Genomic DNA, 22,668 nt, shown 5'->3' with positions numbered 1-22,668 from the left:
CACGTGACGGGAGGGTGACCATTTCCCCCCGGCGCCGGTGCGGGGAAAACCCTTGGCCCGCTTGATCGGTGCGGCGGTACGGTGTGCGGTCGAACGTCACCATTCGAGGGGATTCCCGCATGATCGAAGGCCGTCTCGTCGCCCTGCGCGCGCTGCGCGGGGAGGACGCGGAGCACCACCTGCGCTGGCGCAACGACCCCGAGGTGGTGCACTGGGCCTGCGCCGGTGACCCGACCTTCGGGCCGGCCACCCGGGAGGCGGTCGCGCTCGGCTTCGAGCGGATGCTGCGGCTGATCCCGAACGAGTCGGCGGTGCTCACCGTGGAGACGCTGACGGACCGCCGGGTGATCGGCATGGTCGACTACCGCGACCTCGACCCCTGGGCCGGCTGCGCGACCCTGGGCATCACCATCGGCGAGCGGGACTTCTGGGGGACGGGCCACGGCTCCGAGGCGATGGGCCTGCTGGTGGACCACCTGTTCGGCGCCTACCCGCTGGTCCGGCTCCAGTTGGACACCTGGAGCGGGAACGAGCGGGCGGTGCGGGCCTTCACCCGGCTGGGCTTCCGCGAGGAGGGCCGCCGCCGGTCCGCGGTGATGGTCGGCGGCGTGCGCCACGACGAGGTGCTGTTCGGCATGCTGCGCGAGGAGTGGAAGCCGCGCGCCTGATCACGCGCCGACGGTGCCGTCGATCGACTCGCGGAGGAAGTCGGCGTGGCCGTTGTGGCGTCCGTACTCCACCAGGACGTGGACCATCACCATCCGCAGCGACACGTCCGTCTCCCACCGGGGCTGACGCCCCGACAGGTCGAGCGACGCGGCCTCGCGCTCGATCCGGCGGGAGACCTCCACCTCGGCCTCCCAGGCGGCGAAGGCCTCCGCGCGGGTGGAGCGGCTCGCGTCGTAGGCCGCCTGGAAGTCGATCTCCTCCGACCAGACCATCGGTGCCCCGTTGTCCTCGAACACCCGCCGGAACCAGGCCCGTTCGACCTCCGCCAGGTGCCGCACCAGGGCGAGCAGCGACAGCTCCGAGGGCGGCGAGGACTTCCGGCGCAGCTCCTCGTCCGTGAGCCCCTCGCACTTCATCGCCAGGGTCGCCCGCTGGTACTCCAGGAAGCCCCGCAGCGTCTCCCGTTCGTCCCCCAGCAGCGGCGGCCCGACCCGCTCGTCGGCAGCACCCATCACACACGCACCTTTCCGCCCTGACGGACGATCACCACGGGCCAACCTACCGCCCGTCCGTCGGGTCAGTGGTGCTGGATGAGCTGGATCAGGTTGCCGCAGGTGTCGTCGAGGACGGCGGTGGAGACCGGGCCCATCGGGGTCGGGGGCTGGGTGAAGCGGACGCCGAGGCCGAGCAGGCGCCGGTGTTCGGCCTCCAGGTCGGCGACCAGGAAGGAGGCGGCGGGGATGCCGTCCTCGACCAGGGCCTGCCGGTAGGGCTTGACGGCGCGGTGGCCGGACGGTTCGAGGAGCAGCTCGGTGCCGTCGGGGTCCTCCGGGGAGACGACGGTGAGCCAGCGGTCCTCGCCGAGAGGGACGTCGGCCTTGGTGCGGAAGCCGAGCACCTCGGTGTAGAAGGCCTGGGCCGTGGCCTGGTCGTCCACGAAGACGCTGGTCAGGTGGATCCTCATGGTCGCTCTCCCGCCGGGTGCCGGTGTGCTGGTCGGAACCATCCGACCCCGGTCACCGCGCGGCGGCAAGCACCGACGCGCCGCCGCGTCGGCCGCCGTCAGGTGGGCCAGTCCGCCGGGGAGACCTCGGGGTCGTTGCCGCGCACCCAGACGGCGGAGACGCCGAAGATCCGCCGGATCACCGCGAAGCCGCCCTCCCAGCCGCCGGGGAGCCGCAGCCGGCCGGTGCGCACCGCCTCGCCGACCCCCTCCGCCCCGGCCATCCGCAGTTCGCCGGTCCAGCTGGGCAGGCCGAGCCGCGGGACGTTGCCGGTGAGTTCGGCCCGGACCGGGATCTCCCGGCCGTCGTCGGCCAGCACCACGGCGGGGCCGCGGTACTCGGGTGACGGGCGCTCGGCCGGGCGGTGCACGGGGGCGGTCATGATCCGACTCTGTGCACGCCGTCCGGGCCCTGCAACTCCGGATCGTCCACCCGTGTGGCCGGGGACCGCTGACCGAACGTCAGATTCAGGACACGGCGCGTCACTTGTCTGCCATGTCATGTCACAGCCATGTTGAATCCGTTTCCCCGCCACCACCGCCCGGGCAGGGATGCCGACCGCACCACCGATCTCGTCCGACCGCGCGGCGTCCCCGTACGCCGCCACCGCGTGAAGGAGAATCCGTGGCACACCCGACCGGCCGGTGGAGGTCAGCGCTGACCGCGCTGATCGCCGCCGTCGCCCTCCCGGCCGCAGCCCTGGCCGCACCCGCCCAAGCAGCCCCGCACGGCAGCGCCCCCGACGCCGTGGCGGCCAAGGTGGAGCCGAAGGTGCTGGAGCAACTCGCCGACGAGGACAAGGCGGTGTACTGGGTCGAGCTCAACTCCCAGGCCAGCACCGTCGAGGCGCAGCGCGCCACCGACAAGGCCGCCAAGACCCAGGCGCTCTACCGCTCCAAGACCGAGCACGCCGACGCCACCCAGAAGCACCTGCGCGGCCTGCTGGACTCCGCCCAGGCCGAGTACCGCTCCTACTGGATTGTCAACACCATCCGGGTCACCGGCGACCGCAAGCTGCTGGAGCTGATCGCCGGTCAGCCGGAGGTGGCCAAGGTCCGGGCCGCCGTGACCGTGCAGCTGGACGAGGCACTGCCCGGCTCCGCGGAGCCCAAGGCCGCCGACGCGGTGGAGTGGAACGTGGACCGGATCGGGGCGCCCCGGGTCTGGGACGAACTGGGCGACCGGGGCGAGGGCGTCGTGGTGGCCAACATCGACTCCGGGGTGGACCACACCCACCCGGCGGTCAACGGCGCCTACCGGGGCCGCACCGCGAGCGGCGGCTACGACCACGCCTACAACTGGTTCGACCCGGCGGGCATCTGCTCCACCGCCGCGCCCTGCGACAACAACAACCACGGCACCCACACCATGGGCACCATGGTCGGCTCCAACGGCGCGGACCGGATCGGCGTCGCCCCCGGCGCCAGGTGGATCGCGGCCAAGGGCTGCGAGACCAACTCCTGCTCGGACGCCTCGCTGCTGGCGGCCGGCCAGTGGGTGATCGCGCCGACCGACCTCAACGGGCAGAACCCCCGCCCGGACCTGGCGCCCGACGTGGTGAACAACTCCTGGGGCGGCACACTGTTCGACACCTGGTACCGGCAGACCGTGCAGGCCTGGATCGACGCCGGCATCTTCCCCGCCTTCTCCAACGGCAACAGCGGCCCGGGCTGCAACTCCAACGGCTACCCGGGCGGTTACGCCAACGCCTACTCCTCCGGCTCCTTCAACAGCGCCGGTGCGATCTCCAGCTTCTCCTCGCGCGGCCCGGGCGAGAGCGGTCAGCTGAAGCCGGACCTGGCGGCCCCCGGTGAGAACGTCCGCTCCAGCGTGCCCGGCGGCGGCTACGCCACCTTCAGCGGCACCTCGATGGCCTCGCCGCACACCGCCGCCACGGTGGCCCTGATCTGGTCCCGCTCCCCCGCGCTGCGCGGCAACGTGGCCGAGACCGCGGCCCTGCTCAACCGCACCGCCGTCGACACCGACGCCACCGCCTGCGGTGGCACCGCGGCCCGCAACAACGTCTTCGGCGAGGGGAAGCTGGACGCCTTCGCCGCCGTCTCGGCCGCCCCGCACGGTCCGGTCGGTGCGGTCAACGGCTCCGTCACCTCGGGTGGTTCGCCGCTGGCCGGGGCCACCGTGCTGGCGCACGGCGCGGGCGGGGACCGCACCGTCACCACCGGCGCCGACGGCGCGTACGCGCTCTCCAACCTCGCCGAGGGCGGCTACACCCTGACCGTCTCCAAGTACGGCTACCTGACCGCCACCGCCGAGGTGACGGTGGTCGCCGACCAGACCGCCAGCCGGGACTTCACCGTCCAGCAGGCCCCGACCGCCACCGTCTCCGGCACCGTCCGCAGCGGCGGCGCCCCGGTGGCCGGCTCGGTGGTGGCGGCCGGCGGCACCCCGGTCAGCGCCACCACGGACGCCGAGGGCCGCTACCGACTCGCGCTCCCGCTCGGCGAGTACGACCTCGCCGCGAGCTCCCCGTACCGCTGCGCCGACCAGGCCCGGCAGCACGTGGCGCTGGCCGCCGACACCACGCTGAACCTCGAACTGCCGCTGCGCAGCGACACGTTCGGCTACACCTGCGCGGCCGCCACCGGTGGCTGGACGCCCGGCACCACCAAGCTCGCGCTCACCGGCGACACCGCCGCCGAGCAGGTCCAACTGCCGTTCCCCGTCGCGCTGTACGGCTCGGTGCACACCTCGGCGTACCTCTCCACGGACGGCCACGTCTCCTTCCCGGCCTCCTCCACCGTGTACGCCAACACCGCGCTGCCCTCGGCCTCGCTGCCCAACGCGGCGCTCTACCCGTTCTGGGACGACCTCTGGCTGGACGCCCAGTCGGGGGTGTACACCGCGACCACCGGCACCGCTCCGAACCGCGCCTTCGTGGTGGAGTGGCGCAACGCGGCCTTCTACGCGGCCAAGACCACCCGGCTCTCCTTCTCGGTGACGATCGGGGAGGACGGCAGCTTCACCTACCGCTACAAGGACGTCACCGGCGCGCCCACCAACGGCAACGGCGCCACCGTCGGCCTGGAGAACGCCACCGGCACCGACGGCTTCCAGTACTCCTTCAACACCGCCGCGGTGACGGACGGTCTGGCGCTCACCTTCCGTCCGGTCCGGACCGGACTGCTGCGCGGCACGGTGACCGACGCCAACGACGGCAAGCCGCTGGCCGGTGCCACCGTCAAGCTGCTCACCGCCGCCGGGGCCACGGCCGGCACCGCCACCAGCGGCGCCGACGGCGGCTACCTGGTCCAGCCGGCCGCCGGGGACTACTCCCTGGAGGTGGCGGCGCCCGACTACGTGACCTCCGGTACGCCGTTCACCGTCACCGCGGGCACCGTGCAGCGGCCCGCCACCGCGCTGGCCACCGGCCGGGTCACCGCGTCCGCACCGGGCCTGACCGCCGTCGTCCCGGCCGGGCAGAACCGCAACCGGACCCTCCAGCTCGCCAACTCCGGTGCGGCGACGGCTTTCACCGTCACCGAGGCGGTGGACGCGGCCTGGCTCAAGGTCACCCCGGCCGCCGGCCAGCTGCCCACCGGAGGGCAGCAGACCGTCACCCTGGCACTGGACGCGGCGGGCGTCACGCCCGGCACCGTGCTCACCGCGCAGCTGCTGGTCCGCTCCGCCAGCGGCCGGGCCCCGCAGCTGACGCTGCCGGTCACCCTGGTCGTCCCGGCCTACCAGGTGGCCCTGGACACCGGGGCCTCGGGCACCCTCACCGACTCGCTCGGCGACACCTGGACCAGGGACCGCGAGTACGCCGCCGGCTCCTACGGCTACCAGGGCCGCTCCTCCACTCGGGACACCCGGGAGGCCATCGCCGGCACCACCGACCCGAAGCGCTTCCAGACCGCCCGCGAGGGCATGTACGGCTACGCCTTCGACCAGGTGCCGAACGGCGTCTACACCGTCGAGCTGGACTTCGCCGAGCTGGAGCGCAAGTCCCCCAACAGCCGGGTCTTCGACGTGCTGATCGAGGACAAGGAGGTCATCCCCAACCTGGACATCGCCCTCAAGTCCGGTAGCCGGACCGCCCTCACGCAGTCCTTCACCACCACCGTCACCGACGGCCGACTGGACGTGCGCTTCGTCGCCGCCAACGGCAAGACCCTGCTGAACGCGATCCGGGTCACCCAGCGCCCGGACCTCGCGGGCTGACCCCCGCACCACGCGCGGGCCGTCCCCCTCTCCGGGAGGGGCGGCCCGCGCCGCCGTTCCCGGAGGGACCCTCAGACCTCGGTGCGGGTCAGGCAGTGCGGGCAGAGCAGGACCGTCGCCTCCTCCGTCCGGGCCCGGCGCACCGCCACCGCGCAACCGACCGCGGCCGGGAGGACCAGTGCGAACAGCACGAGCGCCGACGTGCCGCTGCCGAGGAACAGCACCTCGATGCCGATCACGGTGAGCACCACCGCGGCCAGGAAGCGCAGCACTCCCCTGGACCCGACCACCGCCCTGCGGTGCTCGGCGAAGACGGTCAGCCCGTCCGCCTCCTCGCACTTCCCGCAGACCGTGCTCCCCACCGCCGTCACGCGCTCCCCCGCCATGCCCCGCTCAGCCATCATGCGCACACAGTAGACGACCGCCCTCTGACGAGCGGCGCCGATGGGGTGATTCCGCAGGTCACCGGGCTGTGGTGACGACGGCTCAGCCGGGTGCGCGGCGATCCTGGTCGCGTCCCGTCCCCCTCCTCGAAGGTGGTGCCGTGCACCTCCCCCGCCGTCTCAGACGTCCCGTCGCCTGCTGCCTCGCCCTGCTGCCGCTGCTGGCCGCCGCTCCCCCGGCCGGGGCCGGGCGGGCTGCTGACACCTGGTCCGAACTGCGCGCCTACGGCCAGTGCCTGACCGCCGAGGACTCCCGGGAGGTGCGGCTGCGCTCCTGCGCCTCGCAGTACGGGGAGCCCACCCCGGCCGGGCAGCAGTGGCGGCTGGACTCCCGGGGCCTGCTGCTCAGCGCCCTGCCCGGCGGTCTCGCACTCGGCCTGCCCGCCGGGAGCGCCCCCGCCTCCGGCGCGCTGACGGCGGCCGTCCCGGCCGGCGGCGCCTCCACCGGACCGTGGACGTACGACGCCGCCACCGGCCGGCTCGGCTGGCAGGACGGCTCGCGGTACGTGCTGGACTTCAACACCGGCTCGGACCGGGCCTCGCTCTACGCCCCGCACGGCGGTGAGAACCAGCAGTGGGCCTTCTCCCCCGCCCACACCGCCACCACCCCGCCGACCGACCCCACCGGCCTCACCGAACTGCGCACCGAGGGACGCTGCCTGACCCTCGATCCGGTGCCGACGCCCGCCCGCGCACTGACCGTCGAGCCCTGCGCCTCCCTCAACGGGGCACCCACCCCGCCGAACCAGCGCTGGGCCGTCACCGCCGACGGCCAGGTGCAGAGCGGCTCGGCCCCGTACCCCGTGCTGGACGTCATCCCCGGCAAGGTGGTGGTCGGACGGCCCGTCAGCAACGGCTCCGACCGGACCCGCTGGCAGTACGACCCGGCCACCGGCGTGCTGCGCTGGGCCGCCGACCCGGCCCAGGCGCTCGACCACTACCGCTCCTCCGGCACCGCCGGCCTCTACCGGGCGAGCGGCGGCGCCAACCAGTCCTGGACGCGGTTCCCCGCCACGGACCGGCCCGGCCAGGCCCGTGTCCAGGCCGCCCCGGGCGCCCCCACCGCCCAGGCCTCCTCACCGACCTCGGCCACCCTCGACTGGCCCGCCCCGAGCGGCCCCGCGCCCGCCGGCTACGCCGTCCGCCGCGACGGCGGCCGGATCGGCGTCACCACCGGGCGCGGCTTCCGGGACGACGGCCTCGGGCCCGGCGGCCTGCACCGCTACACGGTGACCGCGATCGCCGCCGACGGCACCGAGTCCGCGCCGAGCCCGGAGGCGGTGCTCACCGCCCCGGCCTGCCCGAGCCCGACCGGGCCGGACGGCCTGGCGCCGTTCGTCCCGCCGGTGCCGGGCAAGCCCTACGCCGTCACGCTCACCGGCCTGCCCTCGGCGGAGCAGGAGCGGCAGCGCCAGGGGCTGGACCAACTGCCCTCCGACATCCGGCCGACCGGCCTCCACCTGCCGCCCGGCGCCACCCTCACCGTCTCGGCCACCGGGGCCTCGGGCAGCGGCAGCCTGCGGGTACTGGTCGGCCCGCCGGTGGGCTCCCGGCTGGTGTCCGCCCGCCGCTACCCGGTGGCCACCAGCGGCTCCACCTCCGTGCGCGACCACCGGGGCGGCATGGTCTACCTGGCCTTCGACGGCCTGCCCACCGACCGGGTGACCGTCTGGCTCGACGGCGGCCAGGCCGCCCCGGTCTTCGTGCTCGGCCGCACCACGGCCGCCGAGTGGCGCACCCAGCTGGCCGAACGGCCCACCCGCTACGCCGAGTTGGTCGCGGGGCGGACCGTCGTGACGCTCACCCGGGAGGGCGCGGCCCGGTACGCGGCCGCCTCGCCGGAGCCGGTGCTGCGCCACCTGGAGTGCGCCCGGGCGATCGAGGACGCCTCCGCCGGGTTCGCCCCGCCGACCGCCGCCGACACGGCCACCGCCCCGGGGCCGGACTCCCCGGGGGTCTTCCCCTTCCACTACGTGGAGGTGGAGCGCCGGGCCGGGGCCGCCTTCGCGACCAACGACTACATGGGCTTCCAGGACGAGTCCGTCTCCTGGATCGCCGACGGCGCCTCGGCGGGCTGGGGCGTCTGGCACGAGCAGGGCCACCACCGTCAGCAACGGGCGGTCAAACCGGGCGAGTTGACGGAGGTCTCGGTCAACCTGCACTCGCTCGCGGTGGGCAAGGCACTCGGCCGCGCCTCCCGGCTGGTCGCCGAGAAGGCCTACGACACCGCCCTGCCGAAGGTCGGCCGGGCGGGCGTCTCCTACGGGTCCGACTTCGACGCCTTCGAGCAGCTGGTCATGCTCCAGCAGTTGACGCTCCAGTACGGTGAGGGCTTCTGGCCCGCCGTCCACCACCTGGTGCGGGTCGACCCGCCGCAGGGCACCGACCGCTGGGCCGACCTGGCACTGACCACCAGCCGGGTGGCCCAGCAGGACCTGACCGCCTTCTACCTGGCCTGGGGCGTGCCGCTGACGGCCGCCGCCCGGCAGGACCTGGCGGCGCTCGGACTCCCGGCCGCCCCGGCCGGCCTGACCGGTCGACGGGAGCCCTGACCGGTCGGTGGTGCCCCGCCGCTTCCTGCGGAGCGGGGCACCACCGCACCGTCAGACCAGCTGCTCCACCCGCACCCAGTCCACCGCGAGCACCGCGCCGCCCGCCGCGACCTGGTCCACGCTGGACTGCGGCAGGCCCCAGAACGGGGTGGTCACCTTGTTCCACCCCGCCGGATAGGCGCCGCCCAGCGCGAAGTTGAGGATCACGTACTGGTCGTGGTCGAAGACCCAGGCGCCCCGGGTGGCCTGGGTCTTCTGCCGGGTGACCTCCAGGTAGCGGGTGCCGTCCACCGAGAAGCGCATGGCGGCCGGAGTCCACTCCACCGCGTAGACGTGCCAGCCGGTGACGTCCTGCCCGGCCGGGAAGCGGTACAGGGCGCCGATGTTGCCGTCGGCCGAGTAGCCGGGGCCGTGCAGGGCCCCGCTGGTCCAGGACGGGTAGCCGATGTTCTCCATCACGTCGGTCTCCCCGCAGCCGGGCCAGGAGACCGCCGGGTCCTCCACGTCGCTGCCCAGCAGCCAGAAGGCCGGCCAGAGGCCGTCCCCGACCGGGAGCCTCATCCGGGCGCTGACCCGACCGTAGGTGAAGTTGAACGAGCTGCTGGTGTCGATCCGGCCCGAGGTGAAGCGGTAGGTGCCGCCGCCGGGGGCGGTGTGGCCGTTCGGCACGTACCGGGGCGTGATGAGGAGCTGACCGCCGCTCACCCGCAGCACGCCCGGGTCGTCCACGTAGGCCTGGGACTCCCCGTTGACCGGGCCCATGGTCGAGCCGGTGACCACCACCCGCCAGCGGCCGCGGTCCAGCGCGGTGCCCTCGAAGTCGTCGAAGAGCACGGTGCGGTAGGTGCCGGTCCGCTCGGCGGGCTGGGCCGGGTACTCGGCCGCGGCCGAGCCGCCGGTGCCCCAGACCTGGAACTCGTAGAGCGAGTAGCCGAATTGGGCGGTGTACGGGGCCGGGCTGTAGAACCGGCGGCGCCGCACCCCGAGCATCCGCACGTACCGGCCGGTGACGGCGGCGGGCAGGGTGATCCGGTCGTGGATGCCGGCCGAGCTGCCGGGGGTGCCGATGTCCGCGTCCCGGGCGGCGACTTCGGCCGCGGTGGGCTGGTGCACGGTGCGCCAGGTGCGGTTGTCGTCGGAGACCTGGATCCGGTAGTCCACCGCGTAGGCCGCCTCCCAGTACAGGTCGAAGCCGGTCAGCCGGGCGGTGGCGCCGAGGTCCACGCCCACCCAGCGGCTGTCGCTCCAGTCGCTGGACCAGCGGGTGGTGTCACCGGTCAGGCCGTCCGGCACCCCGCCGTCGAAGGCGTGCAGCGGGCTGTGCCCGGCGTCCTGGTAGCGGTCGCCGTAGGCGGGGTGACGCAGCGCCAGGTTGGCGGTGGCGGTGGCGGCCGGGGCGGGCGGGCCGCCGAAGACCTGGAAGGCGAAGAGCGAGTAGCCGTACGGGGTGGCCCGCCGGATGCCGCGCATCCGGACGTAGCGGCCGAGGGCGGGGTGCGGGTGGGTGTGGACCGTCACGGTGCCGCCGGTGCCCGCGTTCTCGGTGTACACCGACTGCCAGGACGCACCGTCCCGGGAGACCTCCACGGCGTACTCCAGGCCGAAGGCCGCCTCCCAGACCAGCACCACCCGGGTGATCCGGATGGTGGTGCCGAGGTCGACGGCCAGCCAGGCGCCGTCGGCGAACTCGCTGGAGAAGCGGGTGGTGGGGTTGGCGTCGAAGGCCTGGGCGGCACCGAGGTGCGGGGCCTCGCTGCCGGAGCTGGTCGCGGCGGAGGGGCGGGCCGCCTGGGCGGCGGCCGCCCGGTCGGTGTCCCAGCCGGGTTCGGCTGCGGGTTCGGCGCCGGGCTCGGCGGCGCCGGCGGAGGTGGGCGTGAGGGCGGGCAGGGCCAGCGCGGCGGCCCCGGTGGTGGCGGCGAGCAGGACGGAGCGCCGGGTGAGCGGCTCGGGCATGGGGGCTCCCAAGGGTGGGGGGTGGGAGGTGCGGCCACTTACTTCGCGACGAGATTTAACGCTTGAGAAAAGTGGCCGTCAAGGCCCCGCGTCAGCTCGGTGCTCCTGAGGCACCCTCAACTCGTCTGCGGCACACGTTCGTTCGGGCCCGCCCTTAATGCGCTTGCGGCCTCCACCACCCCCTTCCCTAGGATCACCGGATGACGGACACGATCTATCCCGCCAAGCCGCGCCCCGGAGACCGGGTCGCCATCGTCTCGCCCGGCGCCGGACTGCCCGGACTCCTCCCGCTCCCGCACGAACTCGGACTGCGCCGCCTGCGCGAGGAGTTCGGCCTGGAGCCGGTCGAGTACCCGACCACCCGCACCATGGGCGCCACCCCCGAGGCACGCGCGGCCGACCTCCACGCCGCCTTCGCCGACCCCTCGATCAAGGCCGTGATCTCCACCATCGGCGGCGACGACCAGCTGACCGTGCTGCGCCACCTCGACCGCGAGCTGCTGCGCGCCAACCCCAAGCCCTTCTTCGGCTACAGCGACAACACCAACCTGCTGCTCTTCCTGCGCAACGCGGGCGTGGTGGCCTACCACGGCGCCTGCGTGATGGTCGAGCTCGGCCGCCCCGGCGCCCTGCACCCGCACACCGCCGCATCGGTGCGCGCCGCCCTGTTCGGCTCCGGCCCGTACGAGCTCACCCCCGCCACCGAGTACGGCGACGTGGTCGGCCGCTGGGACGAGCCGGCCACCTTCGACGGCGAGCCGCTGATGGAGCCCGCCGACGCCTGGTCGTGGCACAACGCCGACCGGGTGGTCGAGGGCCGGGCCTGGGGCGGCAACGTGGAGATCCTCTCCTGGCTGCTGATGGCCGACCGGGAGATCGGCCCGGCCGAGGAGCACGAGGGCGAGGTGCTCTTCCTGGAGACCTCGGAGGAGATGCCGCGCGCCGAGGAGGTCTACCGGATCCTGCGGAACATGGGCGAGCGCGGACTGCTGCACCGCTTCCCCGCCCTGCTCTGGGCCCGGGCCCGCGCCTGGTCCTTCGAGCAGCCGCTGGACACCGCCGCCAAGGCCGCCTACCGGCAGGAGCAGCGCGAGGCCGTGCTGCGGGCGATGGCGCAGTACGCACCCGACACCCTGGTGGTCCTCGACGTGGACCTCGGGCACACCGACCCGCAACTGGTCGTCCCGGTCGGCGGCCTGGTCCGGGTGGACGGCCCGGCCCGCCGGATCACCGTCACCTACTGACCCCGGGGCCGGTGCGCCGGGTGGCCGCAATGCGATTGCTCCGCGTCCGGCCACCCGGCTAACTTCCGCCCCATGACCACCACTTCACCCACCGAGCCGACCGGCTGGCGCGAGGCCAACCGCGCCAACTGGGACGAGCGCGTCCCCGTGCACCTCGCCGGCCCCTTCTACGACGTCCCCGGCTTCGTCGCCGGCCGGGACACCCTGCACGCCTTCGAACCGGCCGAGGTCGGCGACGTGCAGGGCCGCACCCTGCTCCACCTCCAGTGCCACATCGGCCTGGACACCCTCTCCTGGGCCCGGCGCGGCGCCACCGTGACGGGCCTGGACTTCTCCGCCCCGGCGGTGGAGGTGGCGCGCGGGCTCGCCGCCGAAATCGGCGCCGGGGACGCGGAGTTCGTGACGGCCGACGTCTACGAGGCCGTCGAGGCGCTCGGCGGACGGACCTTCGACACCGTCTACACCGGCTACGGAGCGCTCTGCTGGCTGCCCGACCTCGACCGCTGGGCACGGACGGCGGCCGCCCTGGTCCGCCCCGGCGGCTTCGTCTACCTGGCCGAGTTCCACCCCTTCGCCGACCTGCTCGGCGAGGACGGCCGCACGGTCGAGGGCGACTACTTCCTCCACGGCCCGACGGTGGTGGACGAGCCCGGCGGCTACGCCGACCCGGAGAGCAGCAGCGCCGCGACCCTGCGGTACCAGTGGACGCACGGCGTCGGCCAGGTGGTCAGTGCCCTGGTGGCGGCGGGCCTGCGGGTGGAGTTCCTGCACGAGCACGACGACGGCCACTTCCGGCTGCCGCCGCGGCGGGGCGTCCCGCTGATCTACACCGTCCGCGCCTCCAAGCCCTCCTGACCACACCTCACATCAGCGGCTGCACGTCCCCCGTGGTGAGCGTCTGGCCCACGGGGGCGGTGGCCAGGTCGCCCGGCGGGATGCCCGGGTGGTGCCCGGCGCCGGCCACGGCCGCGGCGGCGTCCTCCTCGGCCAGCGCGATGTGGGAGAGGATCCGGTAGCGGTCCCCCCGGTAGAGCGAGTGGACGTACTCGACCGGGCGGCCGTCCCGGTCCGTGGTGAGGCGCTCGAACTGGAGGGCCGGGGAGAAGAGCGGCACGCCGAGCAGGCCCGCCTCCTTCTCGTTCACCACGGTCGGCTCGATCGACTGCACCGCCTGGTGCACCCTCACCCCGTGCCGCCCGCGCAGCAGTTCGTAGAAGTCGCCGCTCTCCATGTCGGCCGGGGCCAGGCCCGGCACCAGCGCGGCCGGGACGTGCAGCTGCTCGATGGCCATCGGCTCGCCGTCCACCAGCCGGAGCCGGGCGATGTAGACGATCCCGGCCATCGGCGGCAGCTGGAGCTTGCGCCCGACCCGGGCACCCGCCTGGACCTGCGAGAACTCCAGCACCCGCCCGGCCCAACTGCCCGACGCCCGGGGCAGGGTGAAGCCGTGCTCGGCCGGAGCCGCCAGCTCCTGGGTGATCTTCGCCCGGGCCACGAACATGCCCCGGCCGTGCTCGCGGACGATCAGCCCGGTGCTCACCAGCCCGTCCACCGCCGCCCGCAGGGTCGGCCGGGAGACGCCGAGCCGCTCGCAGAGCACCCGTTCGGAGGGGATCGGATCGCCCGGCGCACCGGCCTCCACCAGATCCCGCAGGTAGTCCCGGACCCGGGTGCGCTTGTACGCCGAGCCCACCGCCTCCGCCATCACGCCCCTCCTCTCCCCGCCGCCTCGCCGCCGACCTGCACGGAACTTACCAGTTCGGCGGGTCCGGGCACAGCCGTTCGGGAACGAAATCCCGTCGTCCGCATCGTCCGTCCGTGTGCGGCAAGGGTACTGACGACCCAAGTGGTCTATGCCATCTTCGACTTACCACTTTCCCAACTGGTAAAGCCGAAGGGCCACCGTGATCCTGCCCACCCCCGTCGAACTCCTCCGCACCGAGGGCAGCACCTTCAAGGACCGGCGCGTCCCGAGCCGGCCGGATCCCCCGCCTCGGTGAGCAGCTCGGCCCTCAGCGCCAGGTCGGCGAGGTACCCGTCGCGATGTGCGGCGGGGTCCACCCTCGCCAGATCCCTTGCGACCGGCACCAGTTCGTCCGCGGTGGCGAGCGCCCCGCCCCGGTCTCCGTCCGCCCGCCGCCCGCGGACGAGAAAGCGCAGGAGGGTCGCGTACAGCAGCGCGGAGCCCTCGTCCTCCAGTGCGGGGTGCCGCCGACGGACCTCCAGCGCGGCCTCCACGTGCTCCCGTGCGCTCTCGTGGTCGACGAAGGCCGACAGTGCGAGCGTGTACACGTACAGCGGGGCGTACCACTCCGGCTCGGACTCGTACAGGCCCCGGCAGAGCCGGGCGGCTTCCGAGGCGTACTCCAGCGCCCGTCGCCGTTGCCGCGTCCCGCAGTTCACCGCCAGGTAGTGCAGCGTGCTCACCAGCGTCGCCGAGTGCTCACGCCGGGGGTCGAGGGTGTGCAGTTCCCTCCAGTAGTGCACCGCCATCGTCCAACTGTCCAGGGCACCCGCCGAGTCACCCGCTCGCTTGAGCACACCCCCCAGCGCATCGAACGCGGACGCGAGGAACCGGGTGTGGCCGACGGGGTCCCTCCGGGCCTGCTCGAACCTGATCTCCAACGCCTCCCGGACGTCACGAAGGGCCTCCTCCGACCGGTACAGCCCGGCCAGTGTGACGGCCCGGTTCTGCAGCCCGCCGGCCAGCTCCACCCCCAGCGCCGCCGGGTCGTCACCGGTGAGCGCGCGGCCCAGCGCGACCGCGCGGTCCGCGGCCTCCAGGCGCTCCTCCGGCGGGCACGCGCGACCTGCCAGGTTCGCCAGGGCCCGGCAGAGCACGGTCCTCACCGCGTCGTCCGTCGGCGCCTCCCCCGCGAGGGCGTCCAGAACCGCCACCGCCTCGCGGGCCGCCGCCGCGGACTCGTGCCGACGTCCCATCCGCTCCAGCAGGAAACCCCGGCGGTCCAAGGCCTGGCCGAGTTCGAACCTGGGTGGCAGCGCAGCGGGGTCGTCCGCCACCAGTCCGCGCAGCAGCGCGATGCACTCCTCGATCTCGCCGAGGGCCTGCACGTCGCGCCCGCCCTCCCTCATCTGCCAGGCGATCCAGGCGTGCTCGGCGGCGAGTCCGTGGACCGTGGTCGCACTGTGCAGGATCTCGTCGCGCACGCTCCACACCAGGTCCGCCCGCCCCGGAGCGGTCTCCGCGCTGCCGGAGGAGAGTGCCCTGGCCACCGCCAGCCGCACCGAGGAGTCCACCTCCGCCAGCCTCGCCAGGTTGGTCAGTGCGGTGCTGCCCGCCACGCCCATGACCTCCGGGTCGGCCGCCAGCAGGGGAGCGAGCTGACGGGTCGCCAGATGCCTCCAACGGAGCGCGGCGGCCGTCAGCACTTCCAGCACGGCGCGCCCCCAGGCCGGCACCGGTGCCCCCGGCCCGTCACCGGTGCGCGCCAGCAGCCTGGCACAGACGTTCGCGGCGGCCCGCTCGGAAACTCCGCGACGACCGTGCCCCGGCACGGTGAGAGCGACCAGGTCCTCGCCCAAGCGGTCCGGGCGCAGCGGTGCCAGCTCGGTGAAGTCGTCCTCGGGCGGGTACGCGACGGCGTGGTCCCCGAGCACCTCCCTGGCCTCCCGCTCCGACCCCGCGACCCCTGCCGCCAGCAACGCCGCCACGGCCTCGTCGGGGAGCGCGCCCTGCACCAAGGTCGCCACCAGGACCGCGCGCGCCATGGTGGCGGCGTCGACGGAGACCGCACCGGCGGTCCGGAGCTTCTCCCAGTGCGCCCGCTCGCGGTCCAACAGGTAGGCGGAGAGCCCGGCTTCGTCCGTTCCGGCGTCCTGGTCCTCGTTCAGCTGCCGGTAGACCGCGGCCAGTGCCTCCATGTGCACCGCGAGCACCGACCCGAACCGGTCGTCCGTGAGCCGGGCCGGGGCACTGACGGTCAACGGGACGCCCGCCCCGAGTGCCTTGCCGTAGGCGGCGTGCGCGGCACGGAACATGTCCGCCCGCTCCCCCGAACCGACCGGCAGCCCGGCGAGGTGGTCCGGTTCGTCCGTCGAGTACCCGAGCTCGCGGAAGTCGTGGACGTGCCGGTGCCAGAAGGCGTCCGACCGTGCGACGAGCAGGACCCGGAGCACCCCCTGCTTCGCGGTGACGAGTCGCTCCAGCAGCCCTTCGAGGTCGTGGTACGGCCAGCGGTCCGCGTAGTCGACCACGACCAGCGCCCTGCGCCCCAGCGGCCCCGTGCTCAGTTCCGTCGCCCCCTCCTGCCCCGGTCGGCGCCAGCGGGCCCGCCAGACCGACCAGTCCCCCGCGGTCAACTCCGCGAGGCGCCCGGCGAGGCGGCTCTTCCCCTGCCCTCCCGGCCCGACCAACAGCCGGACCGCGCAGGACCCGGCCGACCGGGTGTCCCGCCACTCGGCCAGCCGGCCCAGGGCCTCCGCCCGGCCGACGAAGGGGACCTGACCGCTCCCCTCGGCGAGCAGGGCGCTCGGGCTCCAACTCGGTTGCGAGCCTTCCGCCTTGTCGCTCCGCACCCACGGCGTGAGCCAGGTCGCCCCGGCCCGGACGGGCCTCCGCTCCCGGTCCTCCAGGACCGCCGTGAGCAGGGTGAGCCGCCGTCGCCAGAGGCGCTCGTCGTCGAGCTCCTTCGGGAGCACGTACCCCCGCTGCTCCGCGAACTTCCGGCAGGCGCGGAGGAATCCGCGCACGAGGTCGAGGTCCGGTGGCCGGCGGAGGTTTCCGTTCAGCACCGGGCTCAATGTCGACTTCGCCGGCCCGCCCAGGTCCGCCAACTGCTGGTACGTCGGCTGACCGGCCCGCAGACGGACCTCCTGGAGCAGACACCCGAAAACGTGCTCGTCCACAACCGCCCTCCCCACCCACCGGGCCCGTCCGGAGATCGCCGCGGATCGAGCTCGGCCGACACCCCTGACCTGCACCGACGCGAGCCACCGTCCGGACCTGTTCGGCAACCGGTTCCACGGTACCCGCCGCCTCGGACGATGGTGCCGTCGGCAACCGACACCCCGTACGCACCGGAAACCGGAAGGGAACTCACATGCGTCGCCTCACCCGTCACGTCCTGCTCGTCCTGACCGCCGCCGTCCTCGGCGGCCTCGCCGGCGGCACCGCGCAGGCGGTGACCGACTGGCTGCTCTCCTGACCCCGCGTCACCCTCCCGGCGCATCATCCGACCGGGGAGACGGCATCCTGCAAGGTCCGGGGCAGTGGGTAGGTGCGCTCCGCCGGGAACAGCCGTTGTGCCTTGGCGGCGTGCCCGTTCTGGATCAGTTCCGCGGCCTTGCGGACCTGGGGGGTGAGGTCGGTGAGACCGACGATCCAGTCGTCGGTGAACGTGCGGATCAGGTGGCGGCCGATGCCGACCTGGATGCTGTAGTGGTTCAGCGCGGCTCCGCGCGGCGAGCGTTCCGGGTCCCACTGGACGTGGACCTCCGCCCGGGCGACGGCCGCCGGGTCGGCGGTCGTCAGCACGGCCCGGGACAGGGCCTCCTCCCAGCCCTCCCGGGTGATCCGCACGGCGAGGATGCGCTCCTGCCCCGGCTTGCGGGCCCAGTTGCTGCGGTGCATCAGCCAGGTGAACGACGGCTTGATCCACGTCATCCGGTGGAACGAGAACGGCGCGACGAAGCGGCCCGCCCGCAGCGCCGCGTCGGCGATGGCCGGCGAGTACGCCTGGTAGACCACGATCGTGCGGGCGTCGTAGTCGGCACGGATCTGGTACTGGGTCGTCATGCGCCGCACCCTGCCACCCGGCCCGGCGACTCGGCGAGCCGTTTTCCGCACGCTCCGCGTGGCGCATGCCGACGGCTCGGAGTACCTCGGTCCACGGCCGCGCCTCCGGAAAACCGCAGGGCGTCGGGCCAACAGCCTTGGCATACTCGCGGCATGGACGACCACACGACCCCCGAGACCCTGGAATGGTGGGCGAATCCCTCGGTGTGCCTCGGCGTCTTCCCGGTGCGGGTCGAGCGCTCCACCACCGGGACGAGCCGCAGGCACAGCGCCGTCTTCGCGCCGGAGCTCTCCACGGCCGAGCGTGAGGAGTTCGGATTGCTGCTGGAGCTCGACCCGTTCTTCGAGCTGCGCACCGCGGACGGTGCCGGCGTCTGGGTGGAGGTCGAACCGTGGGACGGGGTCGGTCCGTTGAGGCTCGTCGTCGCCCACGACGTCCCCCGGGTGGACCAACGTCCGTGACCGGTGGGGGTGGTGGGCGTTGGGCAGGGACCGTCGTCGTCCGATCGGCCAGGGAGTCCCCGTGCGCAGGACCGTTCTTCTCGTCACCGCCGTGCTCGTCGCCGCGCTGCCCGCGGCGGCCTCCGCGACCGGCCCCCGGGGCCTGCTGCCGCAGCAGAGCATCGCGCTGGACGCCCACGCCGGGGACGGCTCGGTGGGCGGCATCGCCCGGCTGACCGTCACCAAGGAGAGCGGGGGCTTTCGGCTGCGCGGCTACGTGGAGGCCACCAAGGGCTGCGTGGAGCTGAAGGCCGTCAACATGCACCTGGGCACCTACCTGGGCGGTGACACCGTCAAGAAGGCCTGCAAGCAGGAGGTCCGGGAGCGGGTGGACTCCTGGACCCGGCACACCGACGTGGTGCTCTCGGCGGTCGTCGACCACGGCCCGGACTGGGACTCCTCGATCGTCACCCTGACCGGCCGTCCCTGAACTCCCTTTTCCCGAGGGTCAGTAGCCGATCTCGACCACCGCCCGATGGGTGGCCCGGTCGTCCAGGGCCGTCAGCAGGTAGTGGGCGAGGTCGGCCCGGGAGATCCGGCCCGGGCGGGGCAGGCGGGTGCCGACCGCCGTCCGGTAGCGGCCGGTCAGCGGGCCGTCGGTGAGCATCGGCGCCCGCACGACGGTCCAGTCCACGGCCGAGCCGGCCAGCGCGGCCTCCATCGCGGCCATGTCGGCGTAGGCGTTGCGGTAACGCGGTTGCACCACCGCCCGGATGACGAGCCGTTGGAACCACGGGACGTCCGGCTCCGGGTCCAGCCCCGCCGAGGAGAGGCAGAGCAGGCGGGCCACGCCGTGCTCCCGCATCGCCGCGACCAGGTGCGCGGTGCCCCGCGAGTACACCCGGGTGGGGCCGCGGCCGTCGGTGGCGCCCAGGCAGGAGACCACGGCGTCCTGCCCGGCCGGCGCCGACCGCCAGTCGGCCGGGTCCAGGACGTCGCCCGTCACCACCCGAGCCGCCCCGGTGACGGCGGCGGTCAGCCGGGACGGGTCGCGGGCCAGCACGGTGACCTGGTGACCGGCCGTCAGGGCCTGGTCCAGGACCTGGGCGCCCGTCCCGCCAGTGGCGCCGACGATCAGCAGCTTCATCGTTTCGTCCCTCCCGCGGCACCGGCCAGCGCCTCGACCACGGCCACCGCGACCGCCCGCTGTCCGGCCGGGGTGAGGTGGAGACCGTCCTCCTCCTGCCGCCCTTCGGTGGCGGGCCGGACGTCGATCGCCGGTTCGGGTCGGCTCGCCAGGTGGCCGGCGAGGGAGGCGACGTCCTCGGAGCGCCAGGTGATCCCGGCCCGGCGGAACGGCGGGTGGGCGGCGATCCGCTCCTCGTCCACCGCGCTCGGGGTGATCCACCACCAGGGCACCCGGGGCAGGGAGTTGCGCAGCTCGCGCAGGTTGCGGCCGGTCTCCGCCTCGCTCACCAGCCGGGTTCCGTCCGGGCCGCCGCGGCGCAGGTCGTTGGCGCCCAGCATGCAGAGCACCGCGTCCGGCGCGTCCGGCGCGCCCGCCGCGCCGAGCCACGGCGCCCGGCCGAGTGCCTCGGTGGTGGTGCGGCCGGAGACCGCGAGGTTGGCCAACTCGACTCCCGGGGGCAGGAGATGGCGCAGGATCTCGCACCAGGACAGCCGGTCGGCGGTGGTGCTCTCGCCGAGCACCAGCACCCGTTGCCCGGGCCGGAAGGGCAGGCCTGCCACCCGTTCCGCGAAGGCCGGATCGGCCGTCAACTCGGCGGCGGCGTCCCGTACCCGCTCCTCGAACCGTGCGAGCAGCCCCTCGTAGTCGGCGGGCTCCAGCCCGAACAGCGCGGCCAGCGCGGCGTTGCCGGGCCTCCCCAGGTACGGGAGGGCCAGCTCGGGCCGCTGGTAGCGCACCAGTCGCTCGACCTGCGCCCCGGCACCCGGCGGGTGGCCCCCGCCGTCGGCCGCCGCTCCGTCGGGTGCCGCTCCGTCAGCTCCCTTCCCCGTCGACGCGCTCATGCCCGCACCCGCCGCTTCGGCAGCAGGAAGCCGACCGCGACCAGCCACGCCAGCGCCGTGAACCGGGCCAGCGGGAGCACCGGCGCGAGGCCGTCCGCGAGCAGGACCAGCACCGAGAGTTCGGCGAGCAGCGCGATCACCAGCCCGGCCAGCGCGAGCCACCGCGGCAGCAGCCCGGCGAGCAGACCCGGCACGGCGAGCCCCGCCACCAGCAGGCCGAGCGGCGCGACGTGGGCCGGGCCGCCGGCGGCGAACGCCGCGTAGTGGAGGGCGCGGAGCAGCGCCGGTGCCTCCGCGACCTCGGGGCGGGAGAGCACCCAGAGGGTGAGACCCGCGCAGGCCAGGAAGGCGGAGGCCAGGACACCGCCTGCCAGGGCGATGGTCGCTCCGGGGGCGCGGACCCCCAGGCGGTGCAGGCGGGCGGAGACCGTGGCCGCGTAGACGGCGAGCGGGACGGAGGCGGCGAGTTGCAGGGCGCCCGTCACGCGGACCGCCGGGCCGTGGTCGCGGAAGTGGGCGACCAGCGCGTCCGTCTCCCCGAACGGGGAGGGGAAGGTGGCGCCGTCGGCGAGCAGGGTGCCGAGGACCAGGGCGGCGACGAAGAGCGCGGTGAAGACCACGGCCAGGATCCCGGGCGGCGGACCGCCCTGGGCCCGGGCCTCGGGTCCGGACGGGCGCAAGGGCGCCGGACCCGAGCGGGTCTCGTGCTGAACGGACATCAGTTCCCCCAGGTGAATAGTTCACAGCAGAGAATCGTTTTCCGGGCAGTACGATAACCCCGTGAGCACCCACCGGCAACCACCCCCGGCCCCCGCCAGCCCCGCCTTCCTGCTCGCCCAGGTCGGCGGTCACGCGGCCGCCCGCTTCGCCGAACGGACCGCCGAACTGGGCCTCAACCCGCCCGACGTGGGCCTGCTGCGGATGATCGCGACCCGCCCCGGCCTCAGCCAGCGGGCGCTCGCCGAGGAGCTGGGCGTGGTCCCCAGCCGGGTGGTCGCACTGATCGACGGACTGGAGAAGAAGGGGCTGGTCGAGCGCCGGCGCAGCACCGAGGACCGCCGCCACCACGAGCTGCACCTCTCCCCGGTCGGGCTGCAGGCGCTGCACGCCGTCCGCGAGGTGGCCACCGCCCACGAGGCGGACCTGCTCGCCGCCCTCACGCCCGCCCAACGGGCCCAGCTCACCGAGCTGCTCGCCCTGGTCGCCGGCCAGCAGGGCCTCACTCCGGGCGTCCACCCGGGCTACCGCACCCTGCCCAAGCCCGCCCCCCGCCCGAAGGGCTGACCCGGGCCGACCCCGAACAGGCGTCCAACCATCCCCTGGGAAAGCCGAGTTGGCTTCGCCCGGGCTTCACCCTGCCGTGGGGGTTCTCGTCGCGACCCGCTTATTGTACTCTCCGTCTAATAGCGGGCTCGGGGCCCGCGAGGGCGTACGACGGAGGCAGCCATGGCCCGGACCGGTGCGGCAGGGACGACGGAGCAGACGGAGCGGGTCCACCCGGAGCCCGCCGACGGCGAGGAGGTGTACCGGCGGCTGCTGGACTCCTCGGCCCGGCTCTCCTACGACCCGTCCGTGGAGATCGACTGGGACGCGCCGCTGCCGGAGGAGCACTACGGGCTGAACCCGGAGTGGAGCACCCTCTACGGCACCCGGCTCTGGGACGAGATGACCGAGCGTCAGCGGGTCACCCTCACCCGGCACGAGGTCTGCTCGATCATGAGCACCGGCATCTGGTTCGAGATGATCCTCCAGCAGATGGTGCTGCGCGACCAGTACCTCAAGAACCCGGGCAACGCCGAGTTCCGCTTCGCCCTCACCGAGATCGCCGACGAGTGCCGGCACTCCATCATGTTCGCCCGCGCCTGCGAGAAGATGGGCGCCCCCGCGTACCGGCCCAAGCGCGTGCTCGCCGAGGCCGGGCGCCTGTTCAAGGCCACCGCCCGGGGCGAGATGGCCTACGGCGGCATCCTGGTCGCCGAGGAGGTGCTGGACGTGATGCAGCGCGACTGGATGCGCGGCGAGAACGTCCTCGACATCGTCCGCGGCACCTCCCGGATCCACGTGGTGGAGGAGTCCCGCCACATGAAGTTCGCCCGCCAGGAGATCCGCGAACGGCTGTACGGGGCGGGCCCGTTGCGCCGCCGGCTGGCGGCGGGCGGAATCGCCACGGCCGCCTTCGTGATCGTCTCCAGCATGGTGAACAAGGGCGTCTACGCGGCGGCCGGGCTGGACCCGGCCCGCGCGATCGCCGAGGCCCGGGCCAACCAGCACCGCAAGGCCATGATGCGCACCAGCTCCGCCCACCTGATGGCCTTCCTCGCCGACAACGGCCTGCTCACCGACCGCGCCGTGGCCCTCTACCGCCGCGTCGACATGCTCTGATCCCGCGCCGCACGC

The 22,668-nt window shown here is 74.1% G+C and carries 20 protein-coding genes; 9 read left to right on the top strand and 11 right to left on the bottom strand.

The window, feature by feature from the left end; genetic code table 11:
* Positions 1 to 119 precede the first annotated feature (119 nt).
* A complete protein-coding gene (locus ACIA8O_RS02450) occupies positions 120 to 668 on the top strand; it encodes a GNAT family N-acetyltransferase (RefSeq protein WP_396291635.1) in 549 nt (182 codons plus the stop codon).
* Here ACIA8O_RS02450 and ACIA8O_RS02445 read toward each other — a convergent pair whose 3' ends face one another.
* The 3 genes from ACIA8O_RS02445 to ACIA8O_RS02435 all read right to left on the bottom strand — a co-directional run bounded on the left by ACIA8O_RS02445 (position 669) and on the right by ACIA8O_RS02435 (position 2,055).
* The gene (locus ACIA8O_RS02445) at positions 669 to 1,181 is read right to left on the bottom strand and encodes a DinB family protein (RefSeq protein WP_396291634.1); all 513 of its coding nucleotides are present in this window, start codon (positions 1,179 to 1,181) and stop codon (positions 669 to 671) included.
* Positions 1,182 to 1,246: 65 nt separating this feature from the next.
* Positions 1,247 to 1,633 (bottom strand): VOC family protein, encoded by a 387-nt coding sequence (locus tag ACIA8O_RS02440; protein ID WP_396291633.1) that lies wholly within the window; start codon positions 1,631 to 1,633, stop codon positions 1,247 to 1,249.
* Between the two features lie 98 nt (positions 1,634 to 1,731).
* Positions 1,732 to 2,055 (bottom strand): hypothetical protein, encoded by a 324-nt coding sequence (locus tag ACIA8O_RS02435; RefSeq protein ID WP_396291632.1) that lies wholly within the window; start codon positions 2,053 to 2,055, stop codon positions 1,732 to 1,734.
* A gap of 242 nt (positions 2,056 to 2,297) precedes the next feature.
* Between ACIA8O_RS02435 and ACIA8O_RS02430 the strand changes: the two genes are divergently transcribed.
* Complete coding sequence (locus ACIA8O_RS02430) at positions 2,298 to 5,852, top strand: S8 family serine peptidase (protein WP_396291631.1); 3,555 nt, start codon at positions 2,298 to 2,300, stop codon at positions 5,850 to 5,852.
* A gap of 71 nt (positions 5,853 to 5,923) precedes the next feature.
* On the opposite strand, the gene ACIA8O_RS02425 is transcribed toward ACIA8O_RS02430, so the two are convergent.
* Positions 5,924 to 6,256, bottom strand: a complete 333-nt coding sequence (locus ACIA8O_RS02425) for a hypothetical protein (protein ID WP_396291630.1) — start codon at positions 6,254 to 6,256, stop codon at positions 5,924 to 5,926.
* A 140-nt stretch (positions 6,257 to 6,396) separates the two neighbouring features.
* Here ACIA8O_RS02425 and ACIA8O_RS02420 point away from each other — a divergent pair, with 140 nt between their 5' ends.
* Positions 6,397 to 8,847, top strand: coding sequence for a M60 family metallopeptidase (locus ACIA8O_RS02420; protein ID WP_396291629.1), 2,451 nt, complete (start codon positions 6,397 to 6,399; stop codon positions 8,845 to 8,847).
* A gap of 51 nt (positions 8,848 to 8,898) precedes the next feature.
* On the opposite strand, the gene ACIA8O_RS02415 is transcribed toward ACIA8O_RS02420, so the two are convergent.
* Positions 8,899 to 10,800 (bottom strand): discoidin domain-containing protein, encoded by a 1,902-nt coding sequence (locus ACIA8O_RS02415; RefSeq protein WP_396291628.1) that lies wholly within the window; start codon positions 10,798 to 10,800, stop codon positions 8,899 to 8,901.
* Positions 10,801 to 11,000: 200 nt separating this feature from the next.
* Between ACIA8O_RS02415 and ACIA8O_RS02410 the strand changes: the two genes are divergently transcribed.
* Together ACIA8O_RS02410 and ACIA8O_RS02405 are read left to right on the top strand one after the other, a co-directional pair.
* On the top strand, positions 11,001 to 12,044 hold the full coding sequence (locus tag ACIA8O_RS02410; RefSeq protein WP_396291627.1) for a S66 peptidase family protein: 1,044 nt from the start codon (positions 11,001 to 11,003) through the stop codon (positions 12,042 to 12,044).
* Positions 12,045 to 12,116: 72 nt separating this feature from the next.
* Entirely contained in the window at positions 12,117 to 12,899 is a 783-nt protein-coding gene (locus ACIA8O_RS02405; RefSeq protein ID WP_396291626.1) for a class I SAM-dependent methyltransferase, read from the top strand.
* 7 nt (positions 12,900 to 12,906) lie between these two features.
* Here the strand turns inward: ACIA8O_RS02405 and ACIA8O_RS02400 are convergent, their stop codons facing one another.
* From ACIA8O_RS02400 to ACIA8O_RS02390, 3 genes are all read right to left on the bottom strand, one after another.
* The gene (locus ACIA8O_RS02400; protein ID WP_396291625.1) at positions 12,907 to 13,752 is read right to left on the bottom strand and encodes a GntR family transcriptional regulator; all 846 of its coding nucleotides are present in this window, start codon (positions 13,750 to 13,752) and stop codon (positions 12,907 to 12,909) included.
* Positions 13,753 to 13,997: 245 nt separating this feature from the next.
* A complete protein-coding gene (locus ACIA8O_RS02395) occupies positions 13,998 to 16,910 on the bottom strand; it encodes a hypothetical protein (RefSeq protein WP_396291624.1) in 2,913 nt (970 codons plus the stop codon).
* A 322-nt stretch (positions 16,911 to 17,232) separates the two neighbouring features.
* Positions 17,233 to 17,799 carry a DUF4291 domain-containing protein gene (locus ACIA8O_RS02390; protein ID WP_396291623.1) on the bottom strand — a complete coding sequence of 189 codons (567 nt, stop codon included), beginning with the start codon at positions 17,797 to 17,799 and terminating at the stop codon, positions 17,233 to 17,235.
* A gap of 153 nt (positions 17,800 to 17,952) precedes the next feature.
* Between ACIA8O_RS02390 and ACIA8O_RS02385 the strand changes: the two genes are divergently transcribed.
* Both ACIA8O_RS02385 and ACIA8O_RS02380 read left to right on the top strand, forming a co-directional pair.
* Positions 17,953 to 18,261 carry a hypothetical protein gene (locus ACIA8O_RS02385; protein ID WP_396291622.1) on the top strand — a complete coding sequence of 103 codons (309 nt, stop codon included), beginning with the start codon at positions 17,953 to 17,955 and terminating at the stop codon, positions 18,259 to 18,261.
* Positions 18,262 to 18,322: 61 nt separating this feature from the next.
* A complete protein-coding gene (locus ACIA8O_RS02380; RefSeq protein WP_396291621.1) occupies positions 18,323 to 18,730 on the top strand; it encodes a hypothetical protein in 408 nt (135 codons plus the stop codon).
* An 18-nt stretch (positions 18,731 to 18,748) separates the two neighbouring features.
* Here the strand turns inward: ACIA8O_RS02380 and ACIA8O_RS02375 are convergent, their stop codons facing one another.
* Genes ACIA8O_RS02375 through ACIA8O_RS02365 form a run of 3 tightly spaced genes read right to left on the bottom strand, consistent with a single transcriptional unit; the run spans position 18,749 to position 20,990 of the window.
* Complete coding sequence (locus ACIA8O_RS02375) at positions 18,749 to 19,387, bottom strand: NAD(P)-dependent oxidoreductase (protein ID WP_396291620.1); 639 nt, start codon at positions 19,385 to 19,387, stop codon at positions 18,749 to 18,751.
* Positions 19,384 to 20,271: an SGNH/GDSL hydrolase family protein gene (locus ACIA8O_RS02370; RefSeq protein WP_396291619.1), complete on the bottom strand. Its 888-nt coding sequence runs from the start codon at positions 20,269 to 20,271 to the stop codon at positions 19,384 to 19,386. Before ACIA8O_RS02370 ends, ACIA8O_RS02375 begins: the two co-directional genes overlap by 4 nt.
* A complete protein-coding gene (locus ACIA8O_RS02365) occupies positions 20,268 to 20,990 on the bottom strand; it encodes a hypothetical protein (protein WP_396291618.1) in 723 nt (240 codons plus the stop codon). The genes ACIA8O_RS02370 and ACIA8O_RS02365 overlap by 4 nt, the downstream gene beginning before the upstream one ends.
* Positions 20,991 to 21,051: 61 nt before the next feature.
* Here ACIA8O_RS02365 and ACIA8O_RS02360 point away from each other — a divergent pair, with 61 nt between their 5' ends.
* Positions 21,052 to 21,555, top strand: a complete 504-nt coding sequence (locus tag ACIA8O_RS02360) for a MarR family winged helix-turn-helix transcriptional regulator (protein ID WP_396291617.1) — start codon at positions 21,052 to 21,054, stop codon at positions 21,553 to 21,555.
* 162 nt (positions 21,556 to 21,717) lie between these two features.
* Positions 21,718 to 22,653 carry a diiron oxygenase gene (locus ACIA8O_RS02355; RefSeq protein ID WP_396291616.1) on the top strand — a complete coding sequence of 312 codons (936 nt, stop codon included), beginning with the start codon at positions 21,718 to 21,720 and terminating at the stop codon, positions 22,651 to 22,653.
* The last annotated feature ends 15 nt before the right edge of the window (positions 22,654 to 22,668 follow it).

The organism is Kitasatospora sp. NPDC051853, assembly GCF_044452665.1.
In the GTDB taxonomy this organism is placed as follows: domain Bacteria; phylum Actinomycetota; class Actinomycetes; order Streptomycetales; family Streptomycetaceae; genus Kitasatospora.
This window is presented reverse-complemented; position numbering and strand designations above follow the sequence as displayed.

Coding starts and splice junctions, on each gene's coding strand:
- ACIA8O_RS02405 (WP_396291626.1), top strand. CDS start 12,117: ATGACCACCACTTCACCCACCGAGCCGACCGGCTGGCGCGAGGCCAAC.
- ACIA8O_RS02365 (WP_396291618.1), bottom strand. CDS start 20,990: ATGTCCGTTCAGCACGAGACCCGCTCGGGTCCGGCGCCCTTGCGCCCG.
- ACIA8O_RS02375 (WP_396291620.1), bottom strand. CDS start 19,387: ATGAAGCTGCTGATCGTCGGCGCCACTGGCGGGACGGGCGCCCAGGTC.
- ACIA8O_RS02410 (WP_396291627.1), top strand. CDS start 11,001: ATGACGGACACGATCTATCCCGCCAAGCCGCGCCCCGGAGACCGGGTC.
- ACIA8O_RS02435 (WP_396291632.1), bottom strand. CDS start 2,055: ATGACCGCCCCCGTGCACCGCCCGGCCGAGCGCCCGTCACCCGAGTAC.
- ACIA8O_RS02390 (WP_396291623.1), bottom strand. CDS start 17,799: ATGACGACCCAGTACCAGATCCGTGCCGACTACGACGCCCGCACGATC.
- ACIA8O_RS02425 (WP_396291630.1), bottom strand. CDS start 6,256: ATGATGGCTGAGCGGGGCATGGCGGGGGAGCGCGTGACGGCGGTGGGG.
- ACIA8O_RS02415 (WP_396291628.1), bottom strand. CDS start 10,800: ATGCCCGAGCCGCTCACCCGGCGCTCCGTCCTGCTCGCCGCCACCACC.
- ACIA8O_RS02445 (WP_396291634.1), bottom strand. CDS start 1,181: ATGGGTGCTGCCGACGAGCGGGTCGGGCCGCCGCTGCTGGGGGACGAA.
- ACIA8O_RS02385 (WP_396291622.1), top strand. CDS start 17,953: ATGGACGACCACACGACCCCCGAGACCCTGGAATGGTGGGCGAATCCC.
- ACIA8O_RS02370 (WP_396291619.1), bottom strand. CDS start 20,271: ATGAGCGCGTCGACGGGGAAGGGAGCTGACGGAGCGGCACCCGACGGA.
- ACIA8O_RS02450 (WP_396291635.1), top strand. CDS start 120: ATGATCGAAGGCCGTCTCGTCGCCCTGCGCGCGCTGCGCGGGGAGGAC.
- ACIA8O_RS02355 (WP_396291616.1), top strand. CDS start 21,718: ATGGCCCGGACCGGTGCGGCAGGGACGACGGAGCAGACGGAGCGGGTC.
- ACIA8O_RS02440 (WP_396291633.1), bottom strand. CDS start 1,633: ATGAGGATCCACCTGACCAGCGTCTTCGTGGACGACCAGGCCACGGCC.